This is a genomic window from Planococcus sp. VCh962, from assembly GCF_057748275.1.
Genome location: NZ_JBYLHS010000002.1, coordinates 432,123 through 453,294, shown reverse-complemented (window position 1 = coordinate 453,294; position 21,172 = coordinate 432,123). Strand labels below are relative to the sequence as shown.

At 44.4% G+C, this 21,172-nt stretch carries 22 protein-coding genes, 1 riboswitch and 1 other annotated feature; of the genes, 18 read left to right on the top strand and 4 right to left on the bottom strand.

Annotation, left to right across the window (positions count from 1 at the left end; all coding sequences use genetic code 11):
* The first annotated feature begins 101 nt into the window (after window positions 1-101).
* Window positions 102-331 (top strand) — a binding site (T-box leader).
* A 69-nt stretch (window positions 332-400) separates the two neighbouring features.
* A complete protein-coding gene (locus tag AC3AQ9_RS09580) occupies window positions 401-1,555 on the top strand; it encodes a pyridoxal-phosphate-dependent aminotransferase family protein (protein ID WP_488307241.1) in 1,155 nt (384 codons plus the stop codon).
* A 5-nt stretch (window positions 1,556-1,560) separates the two neighbouring features.
* Window positions 1,561-3,147: a phosphoglycerate dehydrogenase gene (gene serA, locus AC3AQ9_RS09575; RefSeq protein WP_488307240.1), complete on the top strand. Its 1,587-nt coding sequence runs from the start codon at window positions 1,561-1,563 to the stop codon at window positions 3,145-3,147.
* 22 nt (window positions 3,148-3,169) lie between these two features.
* Here serA and AC3AQ9_RS09570 read toward each other — a convergent pair whose 3' ends face one another.
* Window positions 3,170-3,976, bottom strand: coding sequence for an HAD family hydrolase (locus AC3AQ9_RS09570; RefSeq protein ID WP_488307239.1), 807 nt, complete (start codon window positions 3,974-3,976; stop codon window positions 3,170-3,172).
* A 136-nt stretch (window positions 3,977-4,112) separates the two neighbouring features.
* Between AC3AQ9_RS09570 and AC3AQ9_RS09565 the strand changes: the two genes are divergently transcribed.
* The gene (locus AC3AQ9_RS09565) at window positions 4,113-5,216 is read left to right on the top strand and encodes a nitric oxide synthase oxygenase (protein WP_488307238.1); all 1,104 of its coding nucleotides are present in this window, start codon (window positions 4,113-4,115) and stop codon (window positions 5,214-5,216) included.
* Between the two features lie 13 nt (window positions 5,217-5,229).
* Window positions 5,230-5,469 (top strand): hypothetical protein, encoded by a 240-nt coding sequence (locus AC3AQ9_RS09560; protein ID WP_488307237.1) that lies wholly within the window; start codon window positions 5,230-5,232, stop codon window positions 5,467-5,469.
* 28 nt (window positions 5,470-5,497) lie between these two features.
* Here the strand turns inward: AC3AQ9_RS09560 and AC3AQ9_RS09555 are convergent, their stop codons facing one another.
* A complete protein-coding gene (locus AC3AQ9_RS09555) occupies window positions 5,498-6,241 on the bottom strand; it encodes an SDR family NAD(P)-dependent oxidoreductase (RefSeq protein ID WP_488307236.1) in 744 nt (247 codons plus the stop codon).
* A gap of 183 nt (window positions 6,242-6,424) precedes the next feature.
* Here AC3AQ9_RS09555 and AC3AQ9_RS09550 point away from each other — a divergent pair, with 183 nt between their 5' ends.
* The 14 genes from AC3AQ9_RS09550 (at window position 6,425) to AC3AQ9_RS09485 (ending at window position 19,796) form a co-directional block, all read left to right on the top strand.
* Complete coding sequence (locus tag AC3AQ9_RS09550) at window positions 6,425-7,144, top strand: YebC/PmpR family DNA-binding transcriptional regulator (protein ID WP_488307235.1); 720 nt, start codon at window positions 6,425-6,427, stop codon at window positions 7,142-7,144.
* Between the two features lie 146 nt (window positions 7,145-7,290).
* Complete coding sequence (locus AC3AQ9_RS09545) at window positions 7,291-7,875, top strand: TetR/AcrR family transcriptional regulator (RefSeq protein ID WP_488307234.1); 585 nt, start codon at window positions 7,291-7,293, stop codon at window positions 7,873-7,875.
* Between the two features lie 20 nt (window positions 7,876-7,895).
* Window positions 7,896-8,882 carry a quinone oxidoreductase family protein gene (locus tag AC3AQ9_RS09540; protein ID WP_488307233.1) on the top strand — a complete coding sequence of 329 codons (987 nt, stop codon included), beginning with the start codon at window positions 7,896-7,898 and terminating at the stop codon, window positions 8,880-8,882.
* 241 nt (window positions 8,883-9,123) lie between these two features.
* Window positions 9,124-10,368, top strand: a complete 1,245-nt coding sequence (locus AC3AQ9_RS09535) for a dicarboxylate/amino acid:cation symporter (RefSeq protein ID WP_488307232.1) — start codon at window positions 9,124-9,126, stop codon at window positions 10,366-10,368.
* Window positions 10,369-10,591: 223 nt separating this feature from the next.
* On the top strand, window positions 10,592-11,473 hold the full coding sequence (gene rbsK, locus AC3AQ9_RS09530; RefSeq protein ID WP_488307231.1) for a ribokinase: 882 nt from the start codon (window positions 10,592-10,594) through the stop codon (window positions 11,471-11,473).
* A gap of 190 nt (window positions 11,474-11,663) precedes the next feature.
* The gene (locus AC3AQ9_RS09525) at window positions 11,664-11,933 is read left to right on the top strand and encodes a hypothetical protein (protein WP_488307230.1); all 270 of its coding nucleotides are present in this window, start codon (window positions 11,664-11,666) and stop codon (window positions 11,931-11,933) included.
* Between the two features lie 326 nt (window positions 11,934-12,259).
* Entirely contained in the window at window positions 12,260-12,829 is a 570-nt protein-coding gene (locus AC3AQ9_RS09520) for a hypothetical protein (protein ID WP_488307229.1), read from the top strand.
* Window positions 12,830-13,942 carry an MGDG synthase family glycosyltransferase gene (locus tag AC3AQ9_RS09515; protein ID WP_488307228.1) on the top strand — a complete coding sequence of 371 codons (1,113 nt, stop codon included), beginning with the start codon at window positions 12,830-12,832 and terminating at the stop codon, window positions 13,940-13,942.
* Window positions 13,943-13,959: 17 nt separating this feature from the next.
* On the top strand, window positions 13,960-14,574 hold the full coding sequence (locus AC3AQ9_RS09510) for a DedA family protein (protein WP_488307227.1): 615 nt from the start codon (window positions 13,960-13,962) through the stop codon (window positions 14,572-14,574).
* A 7-nt stretch (window positions 14,575-14,581) separates the two neighbouring features.
* Window positions 14,582-14,689, top strand: a riboswitch (SAM riboswitch).
* A gap of 106 nt (window positions 14,690-14,795) precedes the next feature.
* Window positions 14,796-15,356, top strand: coding sequence for an NADPH-dependent FMN reductase (gene ssuE, locus AC3AQ9_RS09505; protein WP_488307226.1), 561 nt, complete (start codon window positions 14,796-14,798; stop codon window positions 15,354-15,356).
* 198 nt (window positions 15,357-15,554) lie between these two features.
* On the top strand, window positions 15,555-17,054 hold the full coding sequence (gene dacB, locus AC3AQ9_RS09500; protein ID WP_488307225.1) for a D-alanyl-D-alanine carboxypeptidase/D-alanyl-D-alanine endopeptidase: 1,500 nt from the start codon (window positions 15,555-15,557) through the stop codon (window positions 17,052-17,054).
* Between the two features lie 275 nt (window positions 17,055-17,329).
* Window positions 17,330-18,052, top strand: a complete 723-nt coding sequence (locus tag AC3AQ9_RS09495) for a gamma-glutamyl-gamma-aminobutyrate hydrolase family protein (protein ID WP_488307224.1) — start codon at window positions 17,330-17,332, stop codon at window positions 18,050-18,052.
* Entirely contained in the window at window positions 18,053-19,078 is a 1,026-nt protein-coding gene (locus tag AC3AQ9_RS09490) for a dipeptidase (protein ID WP_488307223.1), read from the top strand.
* Complete coding sequence (locus tag AC3AQ9_RS09485) at window positions 19,026-19,796, top strand: class I SAM-dependent methyltransferase (protein WP_488307222.1); 771 nt, start codon at window positions 19,026-19,028, stop codon at window positions 19,794-19,796. Before AC3AQ9_RS09490 ends, AC3AQ9_RS09485 begins: the two co-directional genes overlap by 53 nt.
* Window positions 19,797-19,835: 39 nt before the next feature.
* On the opposite strand, the gene AC3AQ9_RS09480 is transcribed toward AC3AQ9_RS09485, so the two are convergent.
* Both AC3AQ9_RS09480 and AC3AQ9_RS09475 read right to left on the bottom strand, forming a co-directional pair.
* A complete protein-coding gene (locus tag AC3AQ9_RS09480) occupies window positions 19,836-20,684 on the bottom strand; it encodes a YihY/virulence factor BrkB family protein (protein ID WP_488307221.1) in 849 nt (282 codons plus the stop codon).
* 118 nt (window positions 20,685-20,802) lie between these two features.
* Window positions 20,803-21,162: a YolD-like family protein gene (locus AC3AQ9_RS09475; RefSeq protein ID WP_488307220.1), complete on the bottom strand. Its 360-nt coding sequence runs from the start codon at window positions 21,160-21,162 to the stop codon at window positions 20,803-20,805.
* Window positions 21,163-21,172: the final 10 nt, after the last annotated feature.

The following is a 21,172-nucleotide window of genomic DNA, read 5'->3' as shown; positions in this document are numbered from 1 at the left end:
GATTTCGAAAAAATGAAAACGGTTGCAAAATAATCATAATATTTTTTATATATTGACAACTTATTGAGATTTGTTATGATAAATTCAATTCAAATTATAAATTAACTATTTTGACGGAGATAAGCTTTATGTATAGGAATCTTCAGAGAGCTGATGGGTGGTGAAAATCAGCGGTTCCGGCATTTGGCAGCACTCCTGAATAGATGGATTGAAACTAAGTAGGTCCATCCGGCTCGTGCCCGTTACGCATGTGAACCAATGAGACTGTTTCTGAAAAACGAAGCAGTGAATTAGGGTGGTACCGCGAATCGAAAGACTCTTCGCCCCTTGCATTTTATGTGAGGTGGCTTGGAGTCTTTTTTTATTGCTGCTTCCAAATACGAAAGGGGAAAATACCATTATGCTGACTGACCAACAAATTCTAAGAATTCCAGGGCCGACGCCAATCCCGCCGAGCGTCAACCGTGCTATGAGCCAACCGATGATCGGTCATAGAGGGCAAAGCACTTCGGACATGATCAGTGATATCCGCCCAAAATTGAAGCGTGTTTTCGGTACAAACCAGGAAGTGATGATCTTAACGGGCAGCGGAACGGCAGGCCTCGAAACGGCGGTCGTCAATACAGTAGCGCCGGGAGAAGAAGTGTTAGTGGTAGTTACCGGTGCTTTTGGTGACCGTTTTGCGAAAATCTGCAAAGCCTACCATATCAAAACTCATGTGCTGGATGTGGAATGGGGACAAGCGGCAGATCCGGAAACAGTAAAAGCATTCTTACAGGAGCATCCTGAAATAAAAGTGGTACTTGCAACTTTTTGTGAGACATCAACCGGTGTATTAAATCCGGTGAAAGAATTGGCTGCAGCGGTGAAAGAAGTATCGGAAGCATTGTTTATTGTCGACGGTGTATCTTGTGTTGGTGGAACAGAAACGAAAATGGATGAATGGGGAATCGATATTGTTGTGACGGGTTCTCAAAAAGCATTTATGCTTCCGGCAGGACTTGCCTTTGTAGCGGCGAGCGAGCGAGCCTGGGATAAGATTGAAGCGAATCCGCAGCCCCGTTTTTATCTGGACTTGAAAAAGCACCGCGACAATATTTTAAAAGATACCACACCGTTTACTCCGGCATTATCAATTTTGTTCGGATTGCAGCAAGTGCTTGAATTGCTGGAAGAAGAAGGACTGGAGCAGGTTTACGGTCGCCACCGGCTGATGATGAATATGACGCGTGCGGCATTCAAAGCATTGGATATCCCGCTTTTGACAACTGATGAAGCTGCTTCACCTACTGTTACGGCGGTTAAACCGGCGGATTTTGATTCAGAAGCGTTCCGGAAAATCATGAAAAAAGAGTTTGGCCTTGAAGTTGCCGGAGGCCAGCAGCATTTGGCAAAAACTATTTTCCGCATCGGCCATATGGGCTATTGTTCTCCGGCCGATATGCTGCAGGCGATTGCAGCAATGGAAATTGGTTTAGTTAAAGCAGGGAAAGAAATAGAACTTGGCAAAGGCGTCCAAGCCGCACAACAAATTTACCTGAATGAAGGGAAGTAATCATAATGACATACAATATCTTAATCAGTGATCCATTAAGTGAAGATGGAATTTATCCGCTGCGCCAGGCTGATGGCTTTAACCTTGTCATGGAAACCAATTTAACGCCGGAACAATTGGGTGAACGGATCAAAGATTTTGATGCTTTGCTCGTCAGAAGCCAGACGCAGGTCACACGTGACATAATTGAAAAAGCGACGCATTTGAAGATCATTGGCCGAGCCGGAGTGGGGGTCGACAATATTGATTTGGAAGCGGCTACGGAACATGGCGTCATTGTCGTCAATGCACCGGATGGCAATACCAACTCTGCTGCTGAACATACCATTGCGATGCTGATGTCGATGGCGCGTAAAATTCCGCAGGCGTTCTATGCTTTGCGCAATCAGAACTGGGACCGGAAATCGTATGTCGGTGTGGAACTTAAAAACAAGACACTCGGCGTTATCGGGCTCGGGCGGATCGGAACAGAAGTGGCGGCGCGGGCAAAAGGACAGCGCATGAATGTCATTGCTTATGACCCGTTCCTGACAGCTGAAAAAGCGGAAAAAATGGGCGTTGATTTCGGTACTGTAGAAGATGTATTGAAGGCTGCGGATTTTATTACAGTCCATACCCCTTTATTGAAGGAAACGCGCCACTTGATCAATGCGGAAGCATTTGAAATTATGAAAGACGGCGTACAGATCATCAACTGCGCACGCGGTGGCATCATCGATGAAAATGCTCTATATGATGCCATCAAAGGCGGAAAAGTGGCCGGAGCTGCACTTGATGTTTTTGAACAGGAGCCGATGGTTGATTTCCGCTTATTGGACTTGCCGGAAGTCGTTGCCACCCCGCATTTAGGAGCCAGCACTATTGAAGCACAGGAAAGCGTCGCAGTAGATGTCAGCAAAGACGTCATCAGCTATTTCACAACCGGCATTGTCCGCAACTCAGTCAATTTGCCGTCTGTTCCAAAAGAAATCATGGCGAAAATTGAACCCTATTTTGATTTGGCAGAACGGCTTGGAAGATTCCTGACGGATTTAAGCGATGGCACAGCGGAAGAAGTTCATATCCAGTATTCAGGTGAATTGGCGAACGTGGAAGTCGGCCCCCTGACACGCAATGCTTTGAAAGGCTTGCTGAAGCGCCACCTCGGGGAAAACGTTAACGATGTCAATGCTTTGTATTTGGCCAACCAAAAAGGAATTACGGTCAACGAAAGCAAATCTACTACTGCAAAAGGGTTTACCAATCTAATTACAGTAGAAGTGAAAACAGCTCACGGAACAAGAACAGCGGCCGGCACTTTGCTGAATGGACAAGGCGCACGCATCGTCAAAGTAGACAATTACCTGGTGGATATCGTACCTCAAGGACATCTTGTCTTTATTCGCCATAATGACCGGCCAGGTGTGATCGGGCGCGTCGGAACTTTGCTCGGTGAAGAAGGCGTCAATATTGCAACGATGCAAGTATTCCGCTCGAATATCGGCGGGGACGCCATCATGATGCTGTCAATCGATAAAATGGCGGAAGACAGCGGCTTGGCGCAATTGGCAAGCATGGCGGAGATTGAACATGTGACAGCTATCAATATGTAAGTAAAGCAGGAAGAGACCCTTATTAAAGGGTCTCTTTTGTGTTTCTAAGCTGTTCCAAAATCGGAAACAGTTCTTCAAGATGTGTGATTTCATATGTAGGAATGATGCTTTCGTGCGGCGCTTTTTGTTCCCGGTTGATCCAAACCGAGCGGATGCCTGCTTTTTCAGCTCCGATGATATCGGTCATTAAATTGTCGCCGACCATTAACACTTCTTCTGCCTGATAACCAAATTTGGCCAAGGCATGTTCGAAGATTTCTGGATCCGGTTTTCCTTTCCCAAAAGCGCCCGAAATGACGATGTGGTCGAAGTAAGGGGCGATTTCCGGAGTGATTTCAAGTTTGATATTCTGCAAAGTTGGCGAACCGTTCGTCAACAGCAAAAGATCATATTTTCCTTTCAGCTGATTGAGCACTGCAAGAGTTTCTTCATATAATATGGGGCTTTGCCTACGGGCTTCAGGAAAATATTCGGCAAGTTCCTGCCCAAGTCCGGGATCATCAATGCCAACTTTTTGCAATCCCCGCGTCCATGCTTCACGCCGGTATTCGGGCACGATTTTTTTCATTTCCTGAAAATCAGCACCTTCGTCATCAAATGTTCCCCATAACCCTTCAAAGGGGTTGATGCCAATCATTTGGGTGAAAGGATAAGTTGCATACGCTGCATAAAGGCGGCTTGCTTCCTGTCGAACTGCCTCTTCAAGTCCGGAGCAATCTTTCCCGCTTTTATCTGCTGCCATTTCACAGGTTTTCTGGAATGCTGTAGCCACACTTTTTTTGTCCCATAATAACGTGTCATCCAAATCAAAAAAAATAGCTTTTACCATCAATGATTCTCCTTGTGACTGTATTTTCACTCAATTCAAGTGTACTGTACCTCTTCTCAAAAAACAAAGGAGGCAAAGGTTTGCAAGTGAAAAAAAAGAAAGGATGATGATATGATGTTGACGAGGAGTGATGGACTTGAACGCTGTTGGGACACCCAATGCCTTACTCGATGAAGCAATCGAATTTTTATCCGTTTGCTACTATGAATTGGGGAAGAATGAGCAACAATTGAAAGACAGGATTGCTGAAATTGCCACTGAAATCGAAACTACTGAAACGTATCGACATACATTTGAAGAGCTTGAACATGGTGCACGGATGGCATGGCGCAATAATAACCGCTGCATTGGACGCCTTTTCTGGAATTCATTGACCGTTTTTGATGAACGCCGGCAATCCACTGCAGAAGGGGTTTATGACGCCTTGATGAACCACATTGAATTTGCGGCGAATAACGGCAAGATTCGGCCAACTCTTACTGTTTTTCCACCAGCTAAGAATGGTGAAGACGTAATGAGAATCTGGAATCATCAGTTGATCCGATACGCCGGCTATGAAAAAGATGGGGGAATTATAGGGGATTCAACTTCCATCGAATTCACCAAGCAATGTGAAAAACTAGGATGGCAAGGTGAAGGCACGCATTTCGACATTTTGCCCTTGGTCATCCAAATGAAAGGGGAAGAGCCCCGTTATTTTGAGCTGCCTAGAGAGTCCGTAATGGAAGTGGAATTGAAGCATCCGGAATTTGACCGTTTTACAGAGTTGCAGGCAAAATGGTATGGTGTACCGATTATTTCGGACATGAAATTGGAAATAGGCGGCATCCATTATCCGATGGCGCCATTCAATGGCTGGTACATGGGAACGGAAATAGGTGCCCGCAACTTGGCCGATGAAGACCGTTATGATTTATTGCCGGCCGTCGCGGAAGTGATGGGCTTGAATACTGATTCCAATCGTTCATTATGGAAAGACAAGGCGTTGGTGGAGCTGAATATTGCGGTTTTGGATTCCTTCCAGAAGGCGGGTGTCACCATTGTGGATCATCATACCGCTGCAAAGCAGTTTAAAAGTTTTGAGAAAAAAGAAGAAGCGGCGGGCAGAGACTTGACCGGCAACTGGGCATGGCTGATTCCGCCAATGTCGTCAGCGACAACGCATATTTTCCATAAGCCATATAAAAACGATATAGTCAAACCGAATTACTTTTATCAGAAGGCTCCGTATTCTAAATAAGGGGATGGCTGCTTTGAAAGAATTCAAAATCACCTATTTTTTTGATGAAGAACATTACATCCGCAGGTTTATTCATGTAGAATCACAGGAACAAGCGGAAGCACTGATCCACAGTGAACGGGACCAGTATATATCATTTACAGACAGCAGAGGCATTTATCACGAACTGCATACGGGGAATGTCCGCGTCATTCAGCTGTCGGAATATTTTCGAGTGGATAAAAACGAAACAAAGAAAGCTGCCTTTGATTGAAGGCAGCTTTTCTATTTGAAATTTTTCTTTATTTAAAGCTCAGGAAACCATCATCTACCGCAACAGTCGAACCGTTGATAGCAGATGCTTCTTCAGAGAATAAAAACTTCACTACATTCGCCACTTTTTCAGGCTGGATCAGCTGATTGTGCATATGCATCGCAGACAAAGCTTTTTTCATTTCTTCATTGTCTCCAAGAATCGGCGTATCGATAAACCCTGGAGCAACCCCGACTACACGGATGCCGTGTTCAGCCAGTTCCAAGGCTCCCGACTTAGACATCATGACCACAGCAGCTTTTGCCGCATTGTAGTTGAAGCTGCCCTTTGCAGCCATTGAACCGTAAATGGAAGCGGTGTTAACGATTGTCCCTTTGGCTCCGAGTTCCACCATTTTCTTTGCTCCATAATAGATGCCGTAGTAGACGCTGTGCTGATCGACGTCAATTACTTTATGATAAGAAGCTGGATCCATTTCAAGCAACGGTTTGACCAGGCCGATGCCGGCATTGTTGAAAATGCCATTCAATGTCCCGAATGTGTCAACCGCGAAATCGACCATCGCTTCAACTTCTTCGGCTTTTGATACATCCACTTTAAAAGCTGCTGCTTTGCCGCCTTGCGCTTCGATATTCGCTACTGTTTCATTTGCGCCTTCTTCGTTAAAATCGGCTACCACAATGGCATTTCCTGCCTCGGCTAATTGATAAGCGGCCTCCCGTCCGATGCCGCTAGCTCCACCTGTAATAATGATTGCTTTGTTTTCCGCCACCTGGAATTCCTCCTTTTGAATTTAATTCATCCTTCTCTTATAGTGTCTTGCCTTCAAGATAAAGATTTAAACCAATCGACGAAGTTTTTAAGTATATAAGTCGATAGAAATGCGGGGTTTATTATATAATAGAAGTTAGTGAACGTTCTTCACATTCAAAGTTGAAAGAAAGTGGGAAACCATATGGGACGCAAGTGGAATAACATTAAAGAGAAAAAAGCATCCAAAGACGCTAACACAAGCCGTATCTATGCGAAATTCGGACGGGAAATCTACGTTGCCGCTAAACAAGGCGAACCGGATCCGGAATCGAATCAGGCGCTGAAAGTCGTGCTAGAACGTGCGAAAACATATAGTGTGCCAAAAGCCATCATTGACCGGGCAATTGAGAAAGCAAAAGGCGGTTCAGAAGAAAGCTATGATGAACTTCGTTACGAAGGCTTCGGACCGAATGGATCAATGGTGATAGTTGATACATTGACGAACAATGTGAACCGTACAGCTTCGGATGTGCGCGCGGCATTTGGCAAGAATGGCGGGAATATGGGCGTCAGCGGATCGGTTTCGTATATGTTTGACCATACAGCTGTTTTCGCTATCGAAGGCAAAACAGCCGATGAAGTGCTGGAATTGTTGATGGAAGCGGACGTTGATGTGCGGGACATTATTGAAGAAGAAGATTCAGTGATTGTTTACGCTGAACCCGACCAATTCCATGTCGTACAGGAAGCGTTCAAGAATGCCGGCATTACTGAATTCAGCGTGGCTGAATTAACGATGCTTGCACAGAACGAGCTGGAGCTGCCGGAAGATGCACAAGTACAATTCGAGAAAATGATTGATGCCATCGAAGACTTGGAAGATGTGCAACAGGTTTACCATAACGTTGATTTAGGTGAATAAGAGAAATAAAAAGCCCTTCATTTCACGATGAAGGGCTTTTTTTCGCTTTGTTTAATTGGACATTCAAAATTGTTTCGGTAATTTATATTAGGGAAAAAGCATAAGAAAACAGGCAATGAGAAAATTAAGAAGTATGAGGTGCTGCGATGAATCTGAGAGAAAAAAAAGCGACTAAGAAAAGGGAAGATATACTTCGTTCGGCCAGTTTAGTCATCTCAAGGAAAGGGTTCCATAACACGACAATGGAAGATATTGCAGCTGAACTGCTGATGACAAAGGGATCGCTTTATTATTATTTTAAGAATAAAGAAGAATTGCTGTTTCAATGCCACGATTTAATCTTGTCCAATGCTTTTAATCAATTGGAAAGTATTTATGGAAAAGACATTTCCTCCGGAGAAAAAATGAAGGCCGCCATAAAAGTTCATCTGGATATCGCCATACAAGAAAAAGAAATATTCAATCTGACTGTAAAGCCGGAGCAGATTTTCTCAGCAGAATATATCCCTCCCATTGTAAAAAAAAGAGATGCATATGCGAGTCTTTTTGATCAAATGATTCAGCAAGGAATTCAAAAAGGAGAGTTTTCAGTAAACGAGAAAAAAATGGCCAGAATGATTATTTTAGGCGCAGCCAATTGGATTCAAGTCTGGTATTCACCGGAAGGGGAATTCAGCAAAGAAGAAATTGAACAGATTTACGCGGATTATTTACTTAAAATCTTAACTTGAAAACTTTAGGGGGGAAGTGGATGAAAGCAATCGTCGTGAAGGAATTGGGAGCACCTGAAGTTATGCAGTTTCAAGAAGTGGAAGAACCGAAAATTGCCCCGAATCAGGTGCTGATACAAGTGCAGGCCATCAGCGTAAATTTTGCAGACATTAAGGCACGCCAAGGGCAGTATCATGGAATTGCTCCGGGAGCCGCGTTTATTCCAGGGCTCGACTGTGCAGGAGAAATACTTGAAGTGGGCAGTGAAGTGACAAAGTTTAAGCCTGGACAGCGCGTGATGGCATTTCCGAAGGAAGGATCTTATGCCGAATATGTGGCAGCGGATGAAGCTTTGACTTATGCAGTTCCGGATAAAGTGGATATCGAAACGGCTGCGGCATCATTGACAGTAGGAATTACAGCATACAATGTCATTCAGAAAATGGCGAGGCTCGCTCCGGGAGAGGCCATTCTGATTCATGCGGCAGCTGGCGGCATCGGCTCGACAGCGATTCAATTAGCCAAAATCTTAGGTGCGGGAATGATTATCGGAACGGTAGGCAGTGATGAAAAAAAAGATATCGCCAAAAGTTTCGGGGCTGACCATGCAATCAACTACGTGTCAGGGGATTTTGTGGAAGAAGTGAAAAAATTGACAGGCGGTAAAGGGGTAGATGTCATTCTGGATACCGTTGCTGGAGAAAATTTTGAGAAAAGCATGAAATGCTTGGCTCCGTTCGGCAGAATCATTTCTTTTGGCCATGGCAATACAGGATCAGTGCCGGGCAATATCACAACTGCTGATTTGCATTCTAGCTGCCGAGCAGTCATTGGATACAGTACAGGGACTTACCGCAAACAGCGCCCTGAATTTCTGCAGGAAGCGGCAGAAAAAATAACGGAATACATGCTTGAGAAAAAACTGGAGATGGTCATCTCGAAACGCTTTCAATTAGCCGAGGCTTCAAAAGCGCATGCCCATATTGAAAGTAGAAAAAGTATCGGAAAGATTTTGCTGATGCCTTAATACAGTCAAAACAGCGGCTCTTCGCAAATAAGCAGCTGCTGTTTTTGTTTTTCCAGTGCTGAGGAAATATGCTTATGTTACCATAGTACTGCTGGGTTCAAATAACTTTAAGGTCTTCCAGGTCACTTGAAGTTATCGTAGCATATCAATTATTAGGCAGAAATGAATAATCTAACACTTGTAAATCTTTCAGTTCATCAGTTAAACTATTGCTTAAGTCTGAAAAAAAAGGAAGAGATGCATGAAGAAAAAAAGTTTGACTGTAAAAGTAATAACTGGACTTGTTCTGGGTGCTATTGTAGGCTTGCTTATCAATCTATTCGCGCCTGGAGCTTTCGAAAATTTAAATACATATTTATTTGTACCTCTTGGCCAAATATTCTTAGGTTTAATTAAAATGCTTGTCGTGCCACTTGTGCTTTTTTCCATTATTTTGGGAACAGCTGGACTCGGTGACCCTTCGAAATTAGGAAGAATTGGTTTGAAAACGGTTTCCTATTTCTTGGTGACGACAGCAATCGCCATTGTCATCGGCTTGTCGCTGGCAGCAGTTATCCAACCGGGGCTAGCCGGCGATTTTGATTTGGCAAATGCTTCTTTTGAAGCTGAAGAAGCGCCATCGATTGGTGAGACGCTGATGGATATTATTCCAGAAAATCCATTAGCGGCATTAGTAGAAGGCAATATGCTTCAAATTATTTTGTTTGCGGTATTTATTGGTTTGGCTTTGACTGCTCTTGGTTCTAAGACCAAAGGTATTGTCAGCCTGGTCGAGCAAGGTAATGAAATTATGATGTATCTGGTTGGTATTGTGATGAAGTTTGCACCATATGGAACATTTGGCTTGATTGCTACTGCTGTTGGATCCCAAGGTTTTTCTGCAATGAAAGCAATGGGGTCTTATATGATTGTTATTCTTGCTGCGCTATTAATTCATGCCGCTTTCACGTACGGTGGCACAATAGCATTTTTAGCTAAGAAAAATCCGATTTGGTTTTTCAAGAAGTTCGCTCCGGCTATGACTGTGGCGTTCAGTACATCAAGTAGTACCGCTACGCTTCCTGTCTCAATGGAAGTAGCGCAAAAAGAGTTAGGGGTGCCAAAACCGATCAGCTCATTTGTCCAACCGTTGGGTGCAACAATTAATATGGACGGTACGGCTATTATGCAAGGTGTTGCAACGATGTTCATTGCACAGGCATATGGCGTTGATCTAACAATGGGAGAATTGGCGACGGTCGTGCTGACGGCTGTGCTGGCGAGTATTGGTACAGCGGGAGTTCCGGGAGTGGGGCTCATCATGCTGGCTATGGTGCTTAGCAGTGTCGGCCTTCCGGTGGAAGGAATCGGCTTGGTCATTGGAATTGACCGCTTGCTGGATATGAGCCGAACAGCAATTAATATTTCGGGTGATGCTGCATGTGCGGTTTACGTGGCAGAAACTGAAGGCAAACGTGTATTGAAAACCGAAGAAGTAAATGCTTGATAACAATATTTGAATCGCATATTGGACAGACTTTCAAATGAAAGTCTGTTTTTTTTGATTGGAAAGATTAAAATAGCACACATTGCGATTCATAGTAAATATTTGTTCAACTAGTTACACTTTCTGGGAAAAGGAGTTATGATTGTACTAAAGATGACAGACAGGAATTTTTATAAGTGCCAGCAATATTTAAAGTACAGAGAATTGCAAGGAGCGTGGAAGGATGATTACAGTAGTGGGAAGCATCAACATGGATCTTGTCGTGCGCACGAGCCGTTTTCCAAAGCAAGGAGAAACCGCTTTAGGTGATTTGTACACGACAGTACCTGGAGGCAAAGGCGCTAATCAGGCGGTTGCAGCTGCTCGGCTAGGCAGTAAAGTACATATGATTGGGGCGGTTGGCACTGATGCTTTCGGTGATGAGTTGCTTGCTGGTTTGAAAGCGGAATCGGTGCATACAGACGCAATAAAACGAGTGCAAGGGACAAGCGGGATTGCCAATATTCTATTGTCTGAAGGCGACAACCGGATCATTGTCGTTCCGGGAGCGAATCATAGCCTGAAAGCGGAAGAAATGGATGCTTTTGAACCGCAATTATCCCAAAGCAGCATAGTGATCATGCAATTGGAGATGAAGATTTCAGTTGTTCAGCGCACATTGGAAATCTGTCATCAGCATGGGGTTTCAACCATTTTGAATCCGGCTCCCGCGACTGGGTTTACAGATAATTTCCTGCCTTACGCAACTTATTTAACCCCGAATGAAACAGAAGCAGAAGAAATATTCGGTAAAGATTGGGAGAAAGCGCTCGAACGGTATCCAAATCGGCTCATCGTCACTATTGGCCATAAAGGGGCACGTTATTTCAATGGCTCCCGTCACGTTATAGTTGAAGGATTCACAACTGAAGCTGTTGATACAACAGGTGCTGGAGATACATTTAACGGCGCACTTGGTGTGGCGCTGGCTGAAGGCATGCCATTCGAAGAAGCGGTGCGCTTTGCTAATGCGGCAGCTTCCTTGTCTGTTGAAAAATTTGGCGCACAAGGAGGAATGCCAACGCGGGTAGAAGTAATGGCGCGCTTAAAGACAGCCACTTCCTGAAGGGTACTGTTGATCAAGATTATTGCCCGGGAAATAGCGTTTCAAAATACGCATACAGAAGGGCTTATTTCAGTAGGATGAGCGTTCTTGCAAGGTATTTTCAGTATTGCAGAATTCAAGTCATACAGACCTTTGCAAAACTCATTTTCTGCTATACTGGCCTTAACAGGAATGAGCAGGAGGCGATGGGATGAGGCATGTCTGGAAGTTGAAGTACGGATCGCACACTATTCAGGTAGAGAAAACCTTATCAAGTGAAAAGCTTTTTGTGGATGGCGTTCTGCAGGATGAACAACTGGGTTTTCGTTGGAGTTCACGGCTGTTCGGAAAAGTGAAAAATGATGAAGGTGAGACTGAAGACATCAAAGTCTCGATCGGTTTACTCCTTCTTAAAGTGCAATGCCGGATTTTTGTCGGGGAACGGCTTGTCCATTCGACGGATATCCAGTGGGAAGGCTGAAAATTAAAGCGGGTGTATGAAGAGAGGCAGAACATGCCTCTCTTTTTTTCATTTTATGCTCTATTTCAAGCCGATTATGCCCAACTCTGTCTGCTTTATGCCCAACTAGCAAAGTAATATGCCCAACTTCGGCTCAAATATGCCCAACTGCCATTTCCCACTGCTAAATCCCTTCTCTTTATTAATAAAATCGCCTAGAAAGCTCTACACCTCAAGTCTTATGAATAAAAAGTCCTGCGCCCGATGTCGCGTATTTCTCCTGAAGCTAAAATAGAGACAAGTAAAAATGCAGGGCTGCTAATAGCGGCTGATAAGGAGTTGGAATAATGGAGGTCTATATTGTATTTACCGATACAAAAACTCCGCTGTCTAAAATAATCAAAACTTATACCCGGCACACCTACAGCCATGTATCATTGTCCTTTAATCAGGAGCTGAACGAAGTATATAGTTTTGGAAGGAAAAATGCCGATAATGCATTCAGCGGCGGTTTCGTGAAAGAGGACTTGCAGAGCTGCCTGTTTCAGCGGGCACAATGTGCAGTTTTCAAATGCGGGGTGACGGCAGATGGATTTTCTGCGATGCAAGCATTCGTCCGGCAGATGGAATGCCGTCATGAACAGTATAAATACAATTTGGCCGGCTTGTTTGGAGTTGCGCTGAAGACGGCTTTTGAAAGAGAAAAAGCTTTCTTCTGTTCTCAATTTGTGGCGGAGGTGCTGCAAAGCGGCGGTGTCCATGTTTCTTCAAAACCGGCCTGCCTGACGATGCCTGGAGATATATACGGTGCTGAAGAGCTGGAATTCGTCTACAGTGGAGCGATGAAAAATTTTCCGTTTTTTATGTCCAACCCGATGTCTTCAAAAAAAGAAGTACAATTAGCGGAGGTGTTTTGAATGAAGAAAATATTGGTTTTTTCGCTTCTCAACAGCATGCCTTCAGGCCATCACCAGGTTGCCGATGCAGTCTGTGAATATATATCCAGCCATTCAAGCGACATCGAATGCAAAAAATTGGATTTACTGAGTGAATGGAACGCGAAAGCCGAAACAACAACCGTTAAAGCTTATTTGCATTGGATTCGCAAGTCACCTCATTCTTATGGCTGGGTCTACCGGAAATTTGCCTTACAATCGAAGGAAAAACATTCTGCGACATATTTTGACTGGCTATTTATGAAGAAAGTTGAAGCAATCATCGCGGCAGAAAAGCCGGATTTAATTGTTTGTACACACGGGTTTCCTTCTTTCTTTATCAATAAACTAAAAGAACAGGGAAGATGTCCAGTACCTTGCCTTAATATTTATACTGACTTTTTTATAAACAATATTTGGGGCAGAAGCCATATTGAGTTCCATTTCGCGGCGACCGAGATGATGAAAGATAAACTGCAAAATGATTATCAAATTCCCGCAGAGCGTATATTTGTCACCGGCATTCCTGTCAGCGAAAATTTTCAGGCGCGTTACAGCAAGGAAAAGAAGAAAGCAGTGACGGTTTTAGTTTCGGGGGGAAGCACCGGGCTTTCTACAATTGTCGATCAGTTTAAAGGTGAGCTCGATAGCAGCAAGTGGAAGATATTAGTTCTTTGCGGAACCAATAAGCGGCTTCGTGAACAAATCGCAGCGCTGAACAATCCGGCAATAACACCGCTTTCCTATATTTCTTCAAAAGAAGAAATGAACCGGCTTTATGATGAAGCGGATGCATTGATAACCAAACCCGGCGGAGTAACAATCAGTGAAGCACTGACAAAAGAATTGCCGATCTTTTTATCTGCTCCTCTTCCAGGACAGGAAGAAATCAATCTAAATTATTTAACCAGGAAAAATCTCGTTTTCACTTTACCGGGCAACAGCAGTCTATTGGATTTTATCGCAAGCACGTTGGAAGACGAAAAACTGACCCGCAATTACAATTCAGCGGTCCAGGCATACAAAAAGTCGCTCATACTGACAGGATCTAGTGAGATAGTGGAAACAATCGAACAAATGCTGATCAGCAGCTGACAAGGAGAGTGGAAAACATGGCAGAACAGCTGTTGGTGTTTCTTGAGAGTATAGGGATGGCCGGTTTGTTTGCGGCCATGTTTTTTGAAGGGGCATCTCTTCCTTTTCCTGGAGTGGCAATGGTTATTGCTTACGGAGGATTGCTGAATCCGAGTATGGCAGCCGCAGCTCTTCTTTCCGCTGCTTTAGCGGTGACTTACAGCGGAGCTAGTCTGATACCATATTATCTTGGCAAAACCATGCACACGATGCTGCAAAAGAAATTCCATAAGGGCCTGCAGCGCGCTGGTCATTTGTTCGGGCGTTATGGCATCTGGAGCATTGCATTGTCCCGGCCGTTCGGCATTGGAAACTACATTTCGTATGTAGCCGGAATGAGCCGTATAGGCATCGGCAAATATTTATTGCTTACATTTTTAGGCATTTATCCATGGTGTTTAACCATGCTCTGTTTGGGCGTGTATGTCAACGGCAATTATGAGGCATTTCAGAGTTTATACAGTAGCCATCAGCTTTATCTAACTATTGGAGCTGCTTTGGTGCTTGGCGCTGTTTTTCTGGTTTATTCAAAATTTCGGAAAGCAAATCCTTTTGTTGACAAAAATAATTCCGAGTATTATGATAAACATTAATTAAATAACCTTATCCAGAGAAGCCGAGGGACTGGCCCATTGACGCTTCAGCAACCTCTGACATTTGTCAGGAAGGTGCTAAATCCAGCAGGAATTTATTCTTGGGAGATAAGAACAGGACGGATTACATCAGCCTTCTTTTCTCTTAATATGAGAAAAGAAGGCTTTTTGTTTCCTGCAGTTGCACAGTGCATATTTCGGCAAAAGAAAGGAAGATTACAATGAGTGATATTGTTGTTTTATCAGGAAGCCCTTCAGAAGATTCCAGATCAGATTTGGTATTGAAGTATTTAGGAGGATTAATAACAGAACGCGGTTTTTCTGTAACCCATTTGTCCATAAGAGACGTGCCGCAAAATGATTTGTTTTTAGGGAATTACAAGAGCCCGGCAATAGCTGAAATCAGTACATTGATCCATGGAGCAAAAGGTGTCATTGTCGGCTCCCCTGTTTATAAAGCTGCCTATTCCGGGGTCCTTAAGACGCTGATCGACCTTTTGCCGCAGGATGTTCTGCAGGATACGCCAGTGCTTCCGCTGATGACTGGAGGAAGTTCCGCCCATCTACTGGCGCTTGAATATACGTTGAAGCCTTTACTCGCTACTTTAAAAGCCCAAAATCTAAAAGGCGTTTATCTGGTGGACAGCCAAATAGACAAATCCAATCCGCAGAATCCGATTATCGATAAAGAAGTAGAGCAGCGCATCAAAAAACAGCTCGATTACTTTACTGAAATTATTGGCAGACGTTCCTCCATACCAGATGTAGAGCAGGAAATATAAATTAAAAAGAGTGGATAGCTACTATGCTTTCCACTCTTTTTAATTGATTGAAACAGCAATTTTATTGATATCAAATGGATAATATTACTATTAAAGATAAAAATTCTATGTTCATTGATTCATTTGTATAAAAATCGGAATATTCTTTCTTTTGATGTGATACGCTTCTGTTATTACACAATTGGAGGAGATGGGATAGTGGAAAAGAAGCAGTGTTGGAAATGGGGAGTTCTGTTATTTTTGGCGGCGATATTGGTTTTTTCACCAATTCAATGGAGCAATACCAAGCAGTCGGCGGGAGCGGATGAAGATTATGCCGGGCTGGTAAGTGAAATTAATAACATATTGCAGGATGGGCGGCTGGATGGAGCGACTACTGGTGTCAGTATTCGAAAAGCTGATTCTGGGGAAGTAATTTACGACCACTTCGGTGATGTCCGCCTGAAACCGGCATCGAATACGAAATTGTTCAGCAGCATGGCTGCACTTGAAACGCTTGGGGAAGATTATCAGTTCACTACAGAAATACATACAGACGGAAAGCTTAAAGGGAAGGTCCTGCATGGCAACTTGTATTTGAAAGGCAAAGGAGATCCGACTTTGCTGCAGGAAGATTTTGAGCAGTTAGCTGCTGAATTGAAAAGCCAAGGCATCCAGAAAGTGAAAGGTGGTTTAATCGGCGATGATACGTGGTATGACGGCGAGCGTTTGTCAGAAGACATCACTTGGAAAGATGAGATCTACTATTACGGTGCACAAGTATCTGCACTCACTGCTTCACCAAATGAAGACTATGACGCTGGGTCAGTCATTGTGGAAGTCAATTCCGGAGATGCAGAAGGAAGCGAAACAAAAGTGACGCTCACACCGCATACGGATTATGTAAACATCATCAATAAAACAACAACCGTGCCAGCGGGACAAAAGAAGACCGTTTCCATCACACGTGACCATGGGACGAACGATATTGTGATTGAAGGGGAAATGCCGCTTGGAGGATCGCGTACACGCGAGTGGATCGCAGTATCAGAGCCTGCCGGTTATGCGCTTGATTTGTTTGAAAATGCATTGTTGGCTCAGGGCATTCAGTTGACCGGCAACCACGGTCTAGAGATGGGAGAAACTCCAGAAGGCACCACAATGCTCGCTGAGCGGAAATCCATGCCGTTGCGTGATCTTTTCATTCCATTTATGAAGTTAAGCAATAATGGGCATGCCGAAATTTTAGCGAAAGAGATGGGACAGGTGGTAGCCGGTGAAGGCAGCTGGGATGCCGGACTTAAAATAGTTGAAGAAGTAGCGGCCGATTTGGGAGTAAACACCAACACCATTCAATTGCGCGACGCTTCAGGCATGTCCCATGTGAATTTGGTTCCAGCCAATGAGATATCCCAATTGCTTTATGCGGCCCAGCCAAAAGATTGGTATGATACTTTTTTAACTTCACTTCCGGTAGCCGGTGCAGCGGATCGGATGGTTGGAGGAACACTTCGCAACCGGATGAAAACAGGGGATGCGACAGGGAATGTCACAGCTAAAACGGGAAGCCTGACAGCAGTTTCGTCGTTGTCGGGATATGCAACGACGAAAGAAGGAGAAAAGTTGATCTTTTCGATTGTCATCAACAACGATTTAACAATCGTTACGCCGATTGAAGATGCAATCGCTGCAGCAATTGCGGCATATGATGGAGAATAACTGATACAGGCCTCGAAAAGTAAGTTTCTTTTCGGGGCTTTTACTGATTTGGAGAAAAACAGAATAGCCTTGCGGAACCATTTATAGGAGTTGGACTGAAGAAGGATTTTTTAGATGCAGCAGCGAGTGCTTCGTCGCAAAAACTTGTCTGCGGCAAATAAAGCTGTTTTGCGGAATAATAACAGCTACAAATTTTTCATTCAGCCTCTCTAGCAATTTCCTTGTTAATTCTGTATGTTTAAGATATTCAGACAATAAATTGGGGGGAATTACATATGAAACCGATCATCGGCGTTACTTCATCAAGAGAGTTAGGCAAAGAAAAATACCATATTCAACTGGCGGATACTGAAGCGATCCTGCAGGCGGGCGGGTTGCCGATCATGCTTCCGCATTTGAGAGAAGAAACAGATATAGACCGGATAGCTGAGCGCATTGATGGATTGTTTGCAGCTGGTGGCTATGATGTCGATCCAACTCTTTTCGGGGAAGAGCCCCATCCGAATCTGGGAACCGTTATTCCTTCAAGGGACGCTTTTGAACTGGCGCTGATCCAGAAAGTGCTGGAACTTGGCAAACCGATTTTAGGGATTTGCCGGGGAGCACAGATTTTGAATGTGGCAGTGGGAGGCGATATGTATCAGGATATTCCCGCGCAAATGGAAGGCAATATGCTCCAGCATCAGCAGAAGGCACCAGTGGAACATGGCAGCCATTTTGTTCATGTAAAGGAAGATTCTTTGTTGCACCGTTTGACAGGATCTGAAAAGTTGAGAGTCAACAGCCGCCATCATCAAGCAAATCGGCATGTGCCTGATTCATTTCTGGTCAGCGGAACAGCAAGCGACGGCGTAATAGAAGCAATCGAAAGCAAGGCGCATCATTTTGTGCTGGGGCTGCAATGGCATCCGGAAAATATGGCGATTGCATCCGATGTGCCTTCGCAGAAAATTTTCAAGGGATTTATTGAAGCTTGCCTGGAAGAAGGGGATGAATAAATGAAAATCATCGATACCCATTGTGATGCTTTGCTGAAATTACAGTTGGCTAAAAGAGGAAGTTTGTTTCAGCAGGAGCCGCTGAGTTTTATAGATTCTGAAGCGCTGGATACAAATTTCCAGCGCCTCCATGCAGGCGGCGTAAAAGTTCAGTTTTTCGCTGTTTTCCTTTATCCGGATTTGCCATCAGATGAAAAATGGCAGCACGCTCTGGAGCAAGTGGATTTATTCTATACAGATGTTCTCGGTAAAAACCCGGCGATGAAACATATCAAAAAATGGGAAGACATCGACCGCTTAAAAGACAATGAAATTGGGGCAGTTTTAACGCTTGAAGGAGCGGATGCATTCGGCAATGACTTGATGAAGCTGCGTCAATTATACCGCTTGGGTGTGCTGTCAATCGGATTGACGTGGAATAACGCCAATTTATGCGCAGACGGCGCAGGAGAACCGCGTGGAGGCGGGTTGACGCTGCTAGGGAAAGAAGTGGTGCGCCTGAACAATGAACACCGGGTTTTCACGGATGTTTCCCATCTATCCGTAAAAGGCTTTTGGGATGTTATGGAGCTTGCCGATTATCCGATGGCCAGCCATTCCAATGCGCGGGCGCTCCGTGATCATCCGCGCAACTTGGACGACGATCAGGCAAAAGCGATGTTTGCAAAGAACGGATTGATTGACGTGGTATTTTGCCTGGACTTCATTAAAGAAGATACATCCAAGGTTACCATTCCGGATTTGATCAAGCACATCGACCATTTCTGTGGACTGGGCGGTGTCAGGAATATCGGAATTGGTTCCGATTTTGACGGCATCGGTGCGTATATAGAAGATCTGGAGAATGCTTCGAAATTCCAGAATCTCATCAATGAATTGCAAAAGCATTATTCGGAAGAGGAAGTTGCCGGTTTCGCCTATCGGAACTTTTTGGAGCACCGGCCTGGCATTCAACAAACAGGAGGGGTAAATAATGGAGGAACAAGTGAAGGACAAAGTGAAGTCGGTATTTGGCAAAAACGCTGATAAATATGTAACAAGCGATATTCATGCGAAAGGAGATGATCTTCCGCTCCTAGCTGAGTGGCTGCAGCCGGAAAAGACATGGACCATCCTGGATATTGCAACAGGCGGCGGACATGTCACAAGAGCACTTGCGCCGCATGCGGGTATCATCGTTTCGACCGATTTGACAGAAGAGATGCTGGAAAACACAGCGAAGCATCTGCGTAAGGATTTTGACAATATTCTTTATGCGGTAGCGGATGCTGAAGCTTTGCCTTTTTTAAGCGAGAGCTTTGATGCTGCTGTTTGCCGAATCGCCCCGCATCATTTTCCGCATCCGGAAAAGTTCATCCAAGAAGCAGCACGTGTATTAAAGCCAGGCGGAAAATTTATTTTAATTGACAATGTCTCGCCTGAAGATGCTGAATTGGGCATTTTCATGAACACTACAGAAAAATTGAGAGATGGCAGCCATGTGCGTTGTTTGTCTAAAAGGGAATGGCGCCAATTGCTGGAGGCTGCTGCACTGGAGGAAATTCAGTCGCTGGACCGCAAAAAAACGTTCAAGTATCCAACATGGGTAAGGCGGACGGCTGACAGCGAAGAACAGATTGAACGCGTCACCCAGCACTTGCTGGAGGCAGATGGCAGAACAAAAGATTATTTCCAAATCGCTGTCCAAAACGGAGAAATTCAGACTTTCGTGATTGATGAATGGATGGTTATGTACCAAAAATAAAAGCAGCGCACTGGTTTTTATCAGTGCGCTGCTTTTTCATTATTCTTCAAATACTTGAGCAGGTGCATTTTTTGTGTGTTTTCGCTTATGCAAAATAGCATTTATTTCCGCACCGACGACCAGGATCAGACCGGTCAGGAAAAACCACAGCATCAGAACGATAATAGCCCCGAGGCTGCCGTAAGTGGCAGAATAGCTGCCGAAGTTTGAAACGTAAAACGAGAAGCCGAGTGACACGACTTGCCACAGAATGGTAGCAATAACCGCCCCGATGATGACTTCTTTAAATGGAAAATGCTTATTCGGCGCAAATTTGTAAAGGAATGCCAATACAATACTCATAACCGCAATGGAAATGACCCAGCGAAGCACTTGGAAGATGATTTCGGTTTGCGGCGGTAAACTCAGGATTGAACTGACTACGTCGATAATAGTGCCACCGAAAATCGGAAGAATCAGCGCCACAATAACGGCCACTAGCATAAAGAGAGTCAAGATGATTGCCATGCCTTTCAATTTGATGAAAGAACGGGTTTCTTCTACATCATACGCCTGATTGGTAGCTTCGATAAAAGCGGTCATGGCATTAGAGGCTGACCATAGGGTTCCCAAAATACCGAATGTCAACAAACCGCCGGATGGTACAGTCACCACACTGACAATTGTATCCTGGAACGTGGCAGCCATTTCTCCTGGAAGGATCGTGCCGACTAAATCCATTACCCGTTGTGGGTCGAGCTGTAAATACGGAAGAATTGCTAGTAATAAGATTAATAATGGAACAATAGCTAATAAATAATAATAAGCTTGTGCAGCAGCCAGTGTCGTGGCCCTGTCTCTTTTGATTTCGCCGACCAAATCCTTGGCGACGCCCATCGCTTTGCTCATAAATCCGACCTCCTTAGTTAATGTTGCTTATCTTTTATATGCCCCGTAATGGGGTGCTTTAATCCTCTAAATGGAAAGAAGCGGACATGCAGATTGCCATGTCGCTTCTTTTTCTTGCTTAATCCAAGGTCTTGGCCCCTATAATTTCTGTAAACAAAAGCTTTTGGGTATGGAGCCCAGTATCGAGATGGAGCTTTTGCAGGCGCAGGTCGATAGCACTGACAATGCCCATGAATGTTTGGACGTCTCCCCGCCAGACACGGATTTCAATATCACATTGCTGTTTGTAGGCGAGTTGGATTTCTTCGTAGATAGCTTCCAAGTCAAACTCGTCCAGATTAGGTTTGCTGTTATAACGATCTTCTTTTTGCCATTCCCGAAGCATCTGCACATGCTCCGGCAGCATCATGGCTGTCCACTTAATGCGTCCTCGGTCCTTAATTTGCCCTTTTACAGATAGATGTTTATTTAGCTTCATCATGGCCCTC